Source organism: Gordonia sp. OPL2, from assembly GCF_003797825.1.
Classification (GTDB): Bacteria; Actinomycetota; Actinomycetes; order Mycobacteriales; family Mycobacteriaceae; genus Gordonia.
The window spans coordinates 186,055-198,456 of record NZ_RKME01000005.1 but is presented as its reverse complement, the minus strand read 5'-3'; the positions used below and the strand labels follow the sequence as shown (position 1 = coordinate 198,456).

The following is a 12,402-nucleotide window of genomic DNA, read 5'->3' as shown; positions in this document are numbered from 1 at the left end:
CAATGCCGGTGATCGAACCCGACGACTGGATCGCCGGCGATCCTGACCCGCACACCCGGCGCGAGCTGGCCGCGCTCGGACACGACGACCTTGCCGAACGCATCTCCGACACTCTGCATTTCGGTACCGCCGGCCTGCGGGGACCGGTGCGGGCGGGCCCCAACGGCATGAACGTGGCCGTCGTCATCCGGGCCACCGAGAGTCTCGGACGCTGGCTCATCGACCGGGGTCACACCGGCGCCACGGTCGTCGTCGGCCGGGATGCGCGTCACGGGTCACGCGAGTTCGCCACGGCCACAGCCGAAGTCCTCGCCGCGCAGGGTTTCGACGTCGTGGTACTCCCGGGCGCATCTCCCACCCCGCTGGTCGCCTTCGCGTGCCGCGACCTCGAAGCCGCGGCGGCCGTCACCGTGACCGCGTCGCACAATCCGCCCGCCGACAACGGTTACAAGGTGTACCTGACCGGCGGCGCGCAGCTCATCCCACCGGCCGATGCGGAGATCGAGTCGCTGATCGTCGCCGCGCCACCCGCGAACACGATTCCGCGACAACCGGTGTCGTCGGACTGGCGGGCATCGTTGAACACCCGCCGCTATCTGGACCGACTGGACCGACGGTTCGGACGCGTCGGTCGATCCCCCGTCCGTATCGCCCTCACCGCGATGCACGGCGTCGGCGGGGCGACCGCGCTGACCGCGTTGCGCCGCGCCGGGTTCGACGACGTGCACGTCGTCGCGGAGCAGTTCGCCCCGGATCCCGACTTCCCGACGGTGCGCTTCCCCAACCCCGAGGAGCCCGGCGCCTCCGATCGGCTGCTCGCCCTCGCCGACGACGTGGACGCCGATCTGGCCATCGCCCTCGACCCCGACGCCGACCGATGCGCGATCGGCACGCGCGTGCACGGCCACTGGCGCATGCTGACCGGCGACGAGACAGGCGCGCTCCTCGGACGACAACTGCTCGCGACCACCGATCTGGCGGATCCCGTCGTCGCCTCCACGATCGTCTCCGGATCGTTGTTGGCGAAGGTCGCCGGCTCGATGGGTGCGCGATACGTGACCACCCTGACCGGATTCAAATGGCTTGTCCGCGCGGGCGAACCGCTGCTGTACGCCTACGAGGAAGCTATCGGACACTGCGTCGACCCGGACGCGGTGCGCGACAAGGACGGCATCGCCGCCGCCGTGGTCGCAGCCCGCCTGTGTCACGAACGTCGTTGCGCCGGTGACGATCTCTCCGGCGCGCTCGACGAGCTCGCCGTCGAACACGGCGTGCACGTGACCACGCAGCGCTCGGTCAGGGTCACCGACCTCGACGAGATCACCGACCTGATGTCGCAGCTACGGCGGACACCGCCGACCGCGCTCGCCGACATCCCCGTCCGGACCGACGATTTCGCCACCCGCGACGACTCGCTGCGGACCGATGCCCTGCGGATGACCGGTACGTCGACCGACGGCGTGGCGATCCGGGTGATGGCGCGGCCCTCGGGCACCGAGCCGAAACTGAAGTACTACATCGAGGTCGTTGCATCGGCTGCGGCAGCGGACATTCCGGACATCACTCGATGGCTGCGAGAGATCGCGGACCGAGTCGCCGACGACCTCCCCGCAGATGCTGGATACGGTGATCAGCGTGCACACGGCTTCTGATCCGATCCTCGACGCCACCGACCTCGACGTCGTCCGCAACGGACGTGCCCTGCTCCACAAGGTGAGCCTGCGCGTCCAGCCCGGTGAGCACTGGGCGCTGCTGGGCCCCAACGGAGCGGGCAAGTCGACCCTGATGACGATCCTGGGGGCGCGGGGACATCCGACGACGGGAACGGTCGATGTGCTGGGCAAGCGGCTGGGTCGGGTGGACATGCGCGAACTGCGCACCCACATCGGGCATGTCGATCCGCGCTGGCGCATCGACGTCCCGTTGACCGCCCACGAGGTGGTGCTGACGGGTCTCACCAACACTCCCGAACTCGACCGGCGCCACACCTACACCGCCGACGAACACCGGCACGCCGACGACCTGCTCGAACTCCTCGGCATGACGGCGCGACGGGACTCGGTGTGGCCGGTGATGAGCCAGGGCGAGCGCGGCCGCACCCTGATCGCGCGTGCACTGATGCCCCGACCCGCTCTCCTGCTGCTCGACGAACCTGCCACCGGACTCGACCTGGCCGCACGCGAGAAGCTCCTCACCGGCATCGACCAATTGCGTTCGGAGGTGCCCGATCTCGCGAGCGTGCTGGTCACCCATCATCTCGAGGATCTGCCCACGAGCACGAGTCACGCCATGCTGCTGCGCGACGGTGAGGCGATCGCGGCGGGTCTTGTCGACGACGCACTCACCTCCGAGACCATCAGCGCATGCTTTGATCACGCCGTGGTCGTGCGGCGGTCGGATGGACGCTGGGCGGCCGTCGCGGCCTGAGCGTTCGAGGTGATCAGCGGGGACCGAACTGGCGGTCCCCGGCATCGCCGAGGCCCGGCACGATGTAGGCGACATCGTTGAGTCCCTCGTCGACCGCTGCCACCACGAGCCGCACGGGATGGCCCGACGAGTCGAGTGCGGCGACCCCCTCTGGCGCGGCGACCACGCAGACCGCGGTGATGTCGGTGGCCTTGCGTGCCATGAGCAGCTCGATGGTGTGCAGCATCGACCCGCCGGTCGCCAGCATCGGATCGAGGACGAACACCGGCAACCCGGACAGATCGTCGGGCAGCGACTCCAGGTACGGCACGGGCCGTGCGGTGGACTCGTCACGCGCGACGCCGACGAACCCGACGTGCGCCTCGGGCACCATCGCGTGCGCCTGCTCGACCATCCCCAGCCCGGCACGTAACACCGGGACCAACAGCGGCGGTGTCGCGAGCCGCGACCCGTCGACGGCGGTCAGCGGTGTCTCGATCGGCACCGTCTCGCTCGGGGCCCCGGCCAGCGCCTCGTACACGAGCATCTGCGTGAGATCCGAGAGGGCCGCACGGAACCCTGCGTTGTCGGTGCGCTTGTCGCGCATCGTGGTGAGGCGAGCGGCCGCCAGCGGATGATCGACGATCTGTACCTGCATGGGAATCACCCTAAGTGGAACCAGACGCGTCGGTCGGGCGTCAGAGATACATGACCGAGGTAACCGCCCACTCCCCCGCGCTGTCCACCTATGCGCGCGCCCAGCACGCCGCCGCGGACGAACTCCGCGCCCAGGCCGCCCACCGCCGAGGTGAGGTCGGCGAGCTCACACCGACCTTCGGCGTCATCGGCGCCGACTTCCTGGCCGCCACCGCGTTCGTCCTCGACGGTCGCTCACGACGACTCGACACCGTCGCCGGAAGTCATGCCGACCAGGCGGACGCCACTCGCGCGGCCGACGCCCGCTACACCGAGTCCGACGACGCCGGCGCCGCCGCGTTGCGCTCGTCGGTGCCCGACCGGGAGCTGTCACTCTGATGCTGACGATCGACATCCTCATCGCACCGTTGCGCATCATGATCACCGCCCTCGGGACCGGTGTCCTGCCGCCGGACAACCCGGCCGACCGCCTGCGCACGTCGACTTCGCAGCTCGACCAGATCCGGCAGACGTCGTCGGCGGCGACCGATCGGGTCGCCGCGCAGTGGCGCGGCACCGGTGCCGACGCGGCCGTCCGGGCCGCCGGCCGAGACCGCGACACGGTCGCCGATGTCGGCGACGACAGCGCCGAGATCGCGACGCTGATCGAGCAGGCGGGGACCAAAGTCAAGCTGGCCGCCGACCAGCTCGGCGCGCTCATCGACTCGTTCGAACGAATCGCCGCGGCACTCGGACCGACCTTGTTCACGCCGCACGGGATCTCGATGATCCTGCCCATCGCGCTCGACCACGTCGGCCGCGGCATGCAGATCGTCGCGCGCACCCAGAGCGACCTGCGGGCCGACACCGATCGCATGGTGAGCCTCGGGCGCACCGAGGCGCCCGCCGAGGTCTCGCGACTGTCGCGGGAACCAGTCGCCGGCGGGATCCCCGTCAGGCTGCCGGACGGATCGGTCGCCTACGCCCCGAACGAGCGGGCGGCCAAGGCGGTCGAGGCTGCGCTCAGCCAGCGCGGGGTGCCCTATGTCTGGGGTGGCACGACGCCGGAAGGATTCGACTGCAGCGGGTTCACCCAGTGGTCCTATCGCCAGGCCGGCCTGGAACTCCCGCGGCTGGCGCAGGACCAGGACACCGCGGGGGTCCAGGTGAGTCAGGGAGACCTGATGCCCGGCGATCTCGCCGTGTGGGACGGGCACGTGGCGATGTACATCGGGAACGACCAGCTCGTGGAGGCCGGGAACCCGGTCCAGACCTCGCCGCTGCGCACCACCAATGCGGGTCAGGGCTTTCAGGGATTCTTCCGCCCACGATGAGGCCGCAGCCCGATCCCACGGCGTTCACCGTCTGGTCGCGGGGCCGCCACCCGAGTTCACAGATCCGATCAGTACGCTGTGTCCTCATGGCCGGAGACATCGTCCCCATCGAGCTCGGACTCACCGACGGAAACATCTTCACCCTCTGGGCACCCCGGTGGCGTGAGGGCGACGACGAGTGGGAGGCATTCCTCGGCCTCGACGAGGATCTGTACGGCTTCCCCGGGGTGGCCGAGCTGGCGGCGTTCATCCGCAACGACGACGACAACGATCTCGTGGAACATCCGGCATGGGAGACCGTCGTCGGGCTGCAAGCCGACGAACTCGTGCCGGACGATCGCCACTCCTACGACCTCGTCGGGGTGCCGGAACTCGCCGCCGAGGACCCGTCGCCCGAGGTCATCGCCGAACTCGAGGACGCACTCGAGATCGTGCGCATCCTCGGTGAGGTCTGCGAACTCACGGTCATCACGAAGTTCTTCAACGGCAATCCCATCCTCGGAGCGGTCACCACCGGCACCCGGAACTTCGTCGGACGCGAGGGTGTCGACCTGTGGGTGCGCATCGGGCGACTGATCGCCAAGCACTGGGACGACGTGATCGACGCGATCGACGACGTGATCACCACGCCGAAGGTGGACGCCAAAGCAGTCGAGACCGCCGAGGCCGAACTCGAGGCCGCTGCGTCCGCCGAGGACGAGGACGAACCCGCCGACGACGACCTCGAGCTCGTCGATGGTGCGGTCGCGGCGACGGCCGAGGACGAGTCCGACGACACCGATGATTCAGACGATGACGACGACGATGACGTCGAGGACGAGGTCGACGACGACGACTTCTGGGCCGGCGTCGGCATCGATCCCATCAGGATCGTCACCAGCGACGGCGAATACCTGTCGCTGCGTTGCTATCTCGGCGACGATCCGGTCTTCCTCGGGAACAACGGGAAGATCTTCGTGTTCGGCTCGCCGCGATCGCTGAGCCGGTTCCTCGCCGACGACGACGATCACGACCTCGCCGACCTCTCGACGTTCGAGGAGGTGCGCACCGGCGCCACCGACGGCTCACTCGAGTTCGACGTCATCGACGACAACGTCTACGTCCTGCCGGGTCTGGTCGACGACATCGCCGACGGTCCCCGCCGGATGGACCGCAACCAGCTCGACCTCGCCGTCGAATTGCTCACCGACGCCGCCGACTACGCCGACGACGACTCGGTCAACGAGGCACTCGGATCGACCACGCCGCTCGGGTGGTTCGTGGATTACGCGATCAATCCCGATCCCAAGCGCATGGCACCGAGTCCGCCGTTCGAGAACGAGTCCGAGGCCTGGCGCGCGCTCGTCCACGACTTCGAGGCTCGGCTGGTCAAGAAGTCCTGACGCGTCAGCCGAGCAACACCGCGTAACCGGGTTTGATGACGTCGTCGATCAGGGCGAGCCGTTCGTCGAAGTGGATGAAGGCCGACTTCATGGCGTTGACGGTGAACCGTTCGAAGTCGGCCCAGCCATAGCCGAACTGCTGGGCGAGCCGGTAGAACTCCTTGCTCATCGTCGTGTCGCTCATCAGCCGGTTGTCGGTGTTGACGGTGACCCGGAAGCGCAGTCGCGCCAACACGTTGAACGGGTGCTCGGCGATCGACGCGACCGCCCCCGTCTGCACGTTCGAGCTCGGGCAGAGCTCGAGCGGAATCCTGTTGTCGCGCACGAGGTCGGCGATCTGGCCGAGTTCGGCACCCGCGAAGCTCTCCGCCGCGAGATCGGCACCCTCCGGCAGGGTGATGTCGTCGATGACGCGCACGCCGTGGCCGAGTCGGTCGGTACCGCAGAATGCGAGCGCCTCGTGGATCGACGGCAGACCGAACGCCTCCCCCGCGTGAATCGTGAAGTGCGCGTTGTTCGCCCGCATGAACTCGAAGGCATCGAGGTGCCGGGTCGGCGGATGCCCCGCCTCTGCGCCGGCGATGTCGAAGCCGACGACACCCTCGTCGCGATAGCGGACCGCCAACTCGGCGATCTCCCGCGACCGGGCGGCGTGCCGCATCGCGGTGACCAGGCACCGCACGATGATCGGGCGCCCCTGCGCCCGAGCCTGCGCCTCACCTTCGGCGAATCCCGCGAGCACGGCCTCGACCACCTCGTCGAGTGTCAGTCCGCGCGCGAGATGCTGCTCGGGTGCATAACGGATCTCGGCGTACACGACGCCGTCCGCGGCGAGATCCTCGACGCATTCGCGCGCGACCCGCGCGAGGGCCGAGGGAGTCTGCATGACGGCGACGGTGTGCGCGAAGGTCTCCAGATAGCGCTCGAGCGATCCGCTGTCGGCGGCGTCGCGAAACCATCGGGCGAGTGACTCCGCGTCGTCGGCAGGCAACTCCGAATACCCGACCTCGCGGGCGAGTTCGAGGATCGTCGCGGGCCGAAGGCCACCGTCGAGGTGATCGTGCAGCAGCACCTTGGGCGCGAGCCTGATGTTCGGCAGGTCGAGGGGTCGGCCGGGCGCGGGTGTGACAGTCGTCGTCATGCTCAGACGGTAACGCGATCGGTGATCAGCGGCGCGCGCTCGCACCGCGCGTCACCGAGCGAGACCGCGGAGGCCAGCGCGGCGCGTGCCGCGACGAAGCGCTCGGGTGTCCGGGTGTGCAGGGTGAACAACGCATCGCCGGCGCGCACCCGATCTCCGGGCTTCGCATGCATCGTGATCCCCGCCTCGGCCTGCACGGCCTCACCCGGCACGGCACGGCCCGCGCCCAGACGCCACGCGCCGAGACCGACGGCCATCGCATCCAGTCCGACCATCACCCCATCGCCGTCCGCGACGACGGTGTCGGAGTGCGGCGCACGCGGCAGCGGCGCGTCCGGATCACCGCCCTGCGCGCGGATCATCGCCCTCCACGTGTCCATCGCCTGCCCTCCGGCGAGATGGTCGGCGGGATCGACATCGCCGAGTCCCGCGGCGTCGAGCATCTCCCGGGCCAGCGCCAGAGTCAGTTCGACCACGTCCTCGGGTCCGCCGCCGGCCAGGACCTCCACCGATTCCGCGACCTCGAGCGCATTGCCCGCGGTGAGACCGAGCGGAACGTTCATGTCGGTGAGCAGCGCGCGCGTCCGCACACCGGCGGCCTCGCCCAGAGCGACCATCGTCTCGGCGAGCTCGCGGCTCTCCGCTTCCGACTTCAGAAACGCACCGCTCCCGAACTTCACGTCGAGGACCAGTGCGCCGGTACCCTCCGCGATCTTCTTCGACATGATCGAACTCGCCAGCAGCGGTATCGACTCCACGGTTCCGGTGACATCACGCAGCGCGTAGAGCCGACGATCCGCCGGCGCCAGATCGCCTCCCGCGGCGCAGATGACCGCACCCACCTTCTCCAGCTGCGCGGCCATCTCGTCCGGTCCGACCTCGGCGCGCCACCCCGGGATGGACTCGAGTTTGTCGAGAGTGCCCCCGGTGTGCCCGAGGCCGCGTCCGGAGAGTTGGGGTACCGCGACGCCGTAGGACGCGACGAGCGGGGCGAGCGGCAAGGTGATCTTGTCCCCGACACCACCTGTCGAGTGCTTGTCGACGGTGATCATCGGCCGCCCGTCGCGCCGCAGTCCGGAGAAATCCATCCGACGCCCGCTGTCGATCATCGCCTGGGTCCAGCGAGCGATCTCCCGACGGGTCATGCCCCGGAGGACGATCGCCATGAGCAGGGCCGACATCTGCTCATCCGCGACATGACCGGCCGCGCGTGCGTAGCGATCCACCACCCAGTCGATCTGTGCGTCGCTCAGTTCGCCGCCGTCGCGTTTGGTGCGGATGACACCGATCGTGTCGATGATCTCCGCATCGGTGTCCGTGTCGGATGAGCTCATCGGGTCGCCTCCAGGTCGTCGGGACCGAACGCATCGGGCAGCAGCGCGGCGAGGGTCGTCGGCGCCGATCGATGGTCGACCGCCAACCCGCTCCCGCCGTGCTCGAGCAGGACCTGTCGGCATCGACCGCACGGCATCAGCACCTCACCGCGGGCATCGCAGACCGACACCGCGACGAGCCGACCTCCGCCCGTTCCGACGAGATGAGCGACGAGTGCGACCTCCGCGCAGATGCCGAGTCCGTATGAGACATTTTCCACATTGCAACCCACGACGACCCGTCCGTCGTCGAGCAGGCCCGCGGCGCCCACCGGAAACCCGGAGTAGGGCGCGTAGGCTCGCGCGATCATCGATTGTGCGTTGTCGCGCAACAGATTCCAGTTGATTTCGGCGCTCACGGAGAGCTCCTCCCCATCGGTACGGGCGAGCAGGATGTGACATCCCTTACCATCACAAAACTTGGTAAGGCAAACCTAAGTCGAGATCACTTGTCGCCCAGATCGGTTCGGGCAATTTACTGAGAGGCTCAGCATAGGTTTAAAGTCTCTTCCATGGGTCCACGGCCGAGCCTGATAATGCCGACTCGGCACATCCATCGACGCTGTTGGAGGCCAATTTCCTGATGAGCACCCCGACCGAGGTAGCACCCGAGCCGGTGCGCAAACGCTCCCTGTATCGCGGCGACCCAGGCATGTGGTCGTGGGTGCTCCACCGCATCACCGGTGTCACCATCTTCTTCTTCCTCTTCGTCCACGTGCTGGACACCGCGGTCATCCGGATCGACCCGAACAAGTATTCGGAGATCATCGAGACCTACAAGACGCCCATCATCGGCTTGATGGAGATCGCCCTCGTCGCCTGCGTGCTCTACCACGCTCTGAACGGTGTGCGGATCATCCTCGTCGACTTCTGGTCCAAGGGTCCCAAGTACCAGCGACAGATGCTGTGGGTGATCCTCACCATCTTCGTGGTCGTGTTCGGCGCGGCGGCGATCCGTCTGCTGCAGATCCTGATCACCCACTCGTTCTAGGAGGCACCTGATGACTGCATCGCAAGCAACTCCGGGTGTCGCCAAGACCCTGGGTACCCAGCACGACCGCCCGGCCAGCCTGGACAACCCGCGCTCGCCCCGCATGCGTAAAGGCGGCAACTTCGAGAAGTACGCATGGCTGTTCATGCGCTTCTCCGGTCTGGCACTGATCATCCTGACCATCGGCCACATGTTCATCATGCTGGCGTGGGACGACGGCGTGCACCGCATCGACGCCTCCTTCGTGGCGGCGCGCTGGCGTGAACCCTTCTGGCAGATCTGGGATCTCTCCATGCTGTGGCTCGCCCAGCTGCACGGCGGCAACGGCGTGCGCACGGTCATCGCCGACTACTCCCGCAAGGACTCCACGCGGTTCTGGCTCAACGTCCTGCTGGGCATCTCGATGATCTTGGTGCTGGTCCTGGGTACGTACGCACTGCTGACCTTCGACGTGAACAGCGTCGGCTAGAGGAGATAGACGAACTCATGCAGGAACATCGCTATGACGTGGTCATCGTGGGCGCCGGCGGCGCCGGGATGCGCGCGGCCATCGAGTCCGCACCCCGCGCACGGACCGCGGTACTGACCAAGCTCTACCCCACCCGCAGCCACACCGGCGCGGCTCAGGGCGGCATGTGCGCGGCGTTGGCCAACGTCGAAGAGGACAACTGGGAGTGGCACACCTTCGACACCGTCAAGGGCGGTGACTACCTGGCCGACCAGGATGCCGTCGAGATCATGGCCAAGGAGGCCATCGACGCGGTCCTCGACCTCGAGAAGATGGGTCTGCCGTTCAACCGGACCCCCGAGGGCAAGATCGATCAGCGTCGCTTCGGCGGGCACACCCGAGATCACGGCAAGTCGCCGGTCCGCCGGGCCTGTTACGCCGCCGACCGCACCGGCCACATGATCCTGCAGACGCTGTATCAGAACTGCGTGAAGCACGACGTCGAGTTCTTCAACGAGTTCTACGCGCTCGACATCTGCCTCGGTGAGAACTCCGACGGCGAGATGGTCGCGACGGGAGTTGTCGCCTACGAACTCGCCACCGGCGAGATCCACGTGTTCCACGCCAAGTCGATCGTCTTCGCGACCGGCGGTTCGGGACGTATGTACAAGACCACGTCGAATGCGCACACCCTGACCGGTGACGGCATGGGCATCGTCTTCCGTAAGGGACTTCCCTTGGAGGACATGGAGTTCCACCAGTTCCACCCGACCGGCCTGGCCGGCCTCGGCATCCTCATCTCCGAGGCCGTGCGTGGTGAGGGCGGCATCCTGCGCAACGTCGACGGCGAACGGTTCATGGAGCGCTATGCGCCCACCATCAAGGACCTCGCCCCCCGCGACATCGTCGCCCGGTCGATGGTGCTCGAGGTGCTCGAGGGTCGCGGCGCCGGACCCAACAAGGACTACGTCTACATCGACGTGACCCACCTCGGCGAGGACGTCCTCAACGAGAAACTCCCCGACATCACCGAGTTCGCCCGTACCTATCTCGGCGTCGATCCGGTCACCGAGTACGTGCCGGTCTACCCGACCTGCCACTACGTGATGGGCGGCATCCCGACCAACATCGAGGGCCAGGTCCTCCGCGACAACGACACCGTCGTGCACGGGCTGTACGCCGCCGGCGAGTGCGCCTGCGTGTCGGTGCACGGCGCCAACCGTCTGGGCACGAACTCGCTGCTCGACATCAACGTCTTCGGCCGACGCGCCGGCATCGCCGCCGCCGAGTACGCCACGTCGGCCGAGTTCGTCGAACTGCCGGAGCAGCCGACCGAGATGGTCGACGCGTGGATCGAGACGATGCTCTCCGATCACGGCCACGAGCGGGTCGCCGACATCCGGACCGAACTGCAGGCGACGATGGACAACAACGCCTCGGTGTTCCGCACCGAGGAGACCCTCAAGCAGGCACTCACCGACGTGCACGCGCTCAAGGAGCGCTACGACCACGTGCGGGTGCACGACAAGGGCAAGCGGTTCAACAGCGATCTGCTCGAGGCGATCGAACTCGGCTTCCTGCTGGAGATGGCGGAGGTCACCGTCGTCGGCGCGCTGAATCGCAAGGAATCGCGGGGCGGTCACGCACGCGAGGACTACCCCGACCGCGACGACGTCAACTACATGCGGCACACGATGGCCTACAAGAAGGGCACCGGCCTTCTCTCGGACATCGAGCTGGACTACAAGCCCGTGGTGCAGACCCGCTATGAGCCGATGGAGCGTAAGTACTGATGACAGCGATCATGGACAACCCGGCACCGGCCTCCGACGAACCGCCATTGCCCCCGGTACCCGACGAGGCCACCATGGTGACCTTGAAGATCTACCGGTTCAACCCGGAGAATCCCGACGCCCAGGGTTTCGAGAGCTTCCGTGTGCCGGCCCTGCCGACCGATCGTCTGCTTAACCTGCTGCTGTATGTGAAGGGCTACCTCGACGGCACGCTCACCTTCCGGCGCAGCTGCGCCCACGGTGTCTGCGGTTCGGACGCGATGCGCATCAACGGCGTCAATCGCCTGGCGTGCAAGCTGCTGATGAAGGACATGCTCCCGAAGGACAAGTCCAAGGAGATCACCATCACCATCGAGCCCATCAAGGGGCTTCCGGTGGAGAAGGATCTCGTGGTCGACATGGAACCCTTCTTCGACGCCTACCGCGCCATCAAGCCGTTCCTGATCACCAGCGGCAACGAGCCGACGCGTGAGCGCATCCAGAGTCAGCACGACCGCGCCCGCTTCGACGACACCACCAAGTGCATCCTCTGCGCCTGCTGCACGACGAGCTGTCCGGTGTTCTGGAACGAGGGCAGTTACTTCGGCCCGGCCGCCATCGTGAACGCACACCGCTTCATCTTCGACAGTCGTGACGAGGGCGCCATCGAGCGCCTCGACATCCTCAACGACGTCGACGGCGTCTGGCGGTGCCGGACCACGTTCAACTGCACCGACGCCTGCCCCCGTGGCATCCAGGTGACCCAGGCGATCCAAGAGGTCAAGCGCGCCCTGATGTTCTCGCGCTGACAACCGCGTCGCACACGCGACCCGCAGATCTTCTCTCTGCAGCCCACGACACCGCCTCTCCCACCCGGGAGGGGCGGTGTCGGCGTTGACGAGGATTCGGGTGTCCGCGC

13 protein-coding genes are annotated in these 12,402 nt (G+C 67.4%); 9 read left to right on the top strand and 4 right to left on the bottom strand.

The genetic code is table 11. The annotated features are described in order from the left end of the window. Positions 1-2: 2 nt before the first annotated feature. Positions 3-1,652, top strand: a complete 1,650-nt coding sequence (locus EEB19_RS07845) for a phospho-sugar mutase (protein ID WP_187584840.1) — start codon at positions 3-5, stop codon at positions 1,650-1,652. Then, entirely contained in the window at positions 1,636-2,427 is a 792-nt protein-coding gene (locus tag EEB19_RS07840) for an ABC transporter ATP-binding protein (RefSeq protein WP_262365510.1), read from the top strand. Before EEB19_RS07845 ends, EEB19_RS07840 begins: the two co-directional genes overlap by 17 nt. A 13-nt stretch (positions 2,428-2,440) precedes the next feature. On the opposite strand, the gene upp is transcribed toward EEB19_RS07840, so the two are convergent. Then, positions 2,441-3,064, bottom strand: a complete 624-nt coding sequence (upp, locus tag EEB19_RS07835) for a uracil phosphoribosyltransferase (protein ID WP_187584836.1) — start codon at positions 3,062-3,064, stop codon at positions 2,441-2,443. Positions 3,065-3,114: 50 nt separating this feature from the next. Between upp and EEB19_RS07830 the strand changes: the two genes are divergently transcribed. From EEB19_RS07830 to EEB19_RS07820, 3 genes are all read left to right on the top strand, one after another. After that, a complete protein-coding gene (locus tag EEB19_RS07830) occupies positions 3,115-3,441 on the top strand; it encodes a type VII secretion target (RefSeq protein ID WP_187584834.1) in 327 nt (108 codons plus the stop codon). Continuing rightward, positions 3,441-4,376 (top strand): C40 family peptidase, encoded by a 936-nt coding sequence (locus tag EEB19_RS07825; RefSeq protein WP_187584832.1) that lies wholly within the window; start codon positions 3,441-3,443, stop codon positions 4,374-4,376. Before EEB19_RS07830 ends, EEB19_RS07825 begins: the two co-directional genes overlap by 1 nt. Before the next feature lie 86 nt (positions 4,377-4,462). Beyond that, a complete protein-coding gene (locus EEB19_RS07820; RefSeq protein ID WP_187584831.1) occupies positions 4,463-5,758 on the top strand; it encodes a primosomal protein in 1,296 nt (431 codons plus the stop codon). Positions 5,759-5,762: 4 nt separating this feature from the next. Here EEB19_RS07820 and EEB19_RS07815 read toward each other — a convergent pair whose 3' ends face one another. Genes EEB19_RS07815 through EEB19_RS07805 form a run of 3 tightly spaced genes read right to left on the bottom strand, consistent with a single transcriptional unit; the run spans position 5,763 to position 8,631 of the window. Next, positions 5,763-6,899, bottom strand: coding sequence for an adenosine deaminase (locus EEB19_RS07815; RefSeq protein WP_187584829.1), 1,137 nt, complete (start codon positions 6,897-6,899; stop codon positions 5,763-5,765). Positions 6,900-6,901: 2 nt separating this feature from the next. Further along, positions 6,902-8,233, bottom strand: coding sequence for a thymidine phosphorylase (locus EEB19_RS07810; protein ID WP_187584827.1), 1,332 nt, complete (start codon positions 8,231-8,233; stop codon positions 6,902-6,904). Beyond that, on the bottom strand, positions 8,230-8,631 hold the full coding sequence (locus EEB19_RS07805; protein WP_187584825.1) for a cytidine deaminase: 402 nt from the start codon (positions 8,629-8,631) through the stop codon (positions 8,230-8,232). The genes EEB19_RS07810 and EEB19_RS07805 overlap by 4 nt, the downstream gene beginning before the upstream one ends. Before the next feature lie 224 nt (positions 8,632-8,855). Here EEB19_RS07805 and sdhC point away from each other — a divergent pair, with 224 nt between their 5' ends. Genes sdhC through EEB19_RS07785 form a run of 4 tightly spaced genes read left to right on the top strand, consistent with a single transcriptional unit; the run spans position 8,856 to position 12,292 of the window. Beyond that, the gene (gene sdhC, locus EEB19_RS07800; RefSeq protein WP_187584823.1) at positions 8,856-9,263 is read left to right on the top strand and encodes a succinate dehydrogenase, cytochrome b556 subunit; all 408 of its coding nucleotides are present in this window, start codon (positions 8,856-8,858) and stop codon (positions 9,261-9,263) included. Between the two features lie 10 nt (positions 9,264-9,273). Next, positions 9,274-9,732 carry a succinate dehydrogenase hydrophobic membrane anchor subunit gene (locus EEB19_RS07795; protein ID WP_187584821.1) on the top strand — a complete coding sequence of 153 codons (459 nt, stop codon included), beginning with the start codon at positions 9,274-9,276 and terminating at the stop codon, positions 9,730-9,732. Positions 9,733-9,749: 17 nt separating this feature from the next. After that, a complete protein-coding gene (sdhA, locus tag EEB19_RS07790; RefSeq protein ID WP_187584819.1) occupies positions 9,750-11,504 on the top strand; it encodes a succinate dehydrogenase flavoprotein subunit in 1,755 nt (584 codons plus the stop codon). Further along, complete coding sequence (locus EEB19_RS07785; RefSeq protein WP_187584817.1) at positions 11,504-12,292, top strand: succinate dehydrogenase iron-sulfur subunit; 789 nt, start codon at positions 11,504-11,506, stop codon at positions 12,290-12,292. Before sdhA ends, EEB19_RS07785 begins: the two co-directional genes overlap by 1 nt. The last annotated feature ends 110 nt before the right edge of the window (positions 12,293-12,402 follow it).

What these genes read in the sequence shown, in the direction of transcription:
- EEB19_RS07845 (WP_187584840.1), top strand. Translation starts at nt 3, where the DNA reads ATGCCGGTGATCGAACCCGACGACTGGATCGCCGGCGATCCTGACCCG.
- upp (WP_187584836.1), bottom strand. Translation starts at nt 3,064, where the DNA reads ATGCAGGTACAGATCGTCGATCATCCGCTGGCGGCCGCTCGCCTCACC.
- EEB19_RS07830 (WP_187584834.1), top strand. Translation starts at nt 3,115, where the DNA reads ATGACCGAGGTAACCGCCCACTCCCCCGCGCTGTCCACCTATGCGCGC.
- EEB19_RS07825 (WP_187584832.1), top strand. Translation starts at nt 3,441, where the DNA reads ATGCTGACGATCGACATCCTCATCGCACCGTTGCGCATCATGATCACC.
- EEB19_RS07820 (WP_187584831.1), top strand. Translation starts at nt 4,463, where the DNA reads ATGGCCGGAGACATCGTCCCCATCGAGCTCGGACTCACCGACGGAAAC.
- EEB19_RS07815 (WP_187584829.1), bottom strand. Translation starts at nt 6,899, where the DNA reads ATGACGACGACTGTCACACCCGCGCCCGGCCGACCCCTCGACCTGCCG.
- EEB19_RS07810 (WP_187584827.1), bottom strand. Translation starts at nt 8,233, where the DNA reads ATGAGCTCATCCGACACGGACACCGATGCGGAGATCATCGACACGATC.
- sdhC (WP_187584823.1), top strand. Translation starts at nt 8,856, where the DNA reads ATGAGCACCCCGACCGAGGTAGCACCCGAGCCGGTGCGCAAACGCTCC.
- EEB19_RS07795 (WP_187584821.1), top strand. Translation starts at nt 9,274, where the DNA reads ATGACTGCATCGCAAGCAACTCCGGGTGTCGCCAAGACCCTGGGTACC.
- sdhA (WP_187584819.1), top strand. Translation starts at nt 9,750, where the DNA reads ATGCAGGAACATCGCTATGACGTGGTCATCGTGGGCGCCGGCGGCGCC.
- EEB19_RS07785 (WP_187584817.1), top strand. Translation starts at nt 11,504, where the DNA reads ATGACAGCGATCATGGACAACCCGGCACCGGCCTCCGACGAACCGCCA.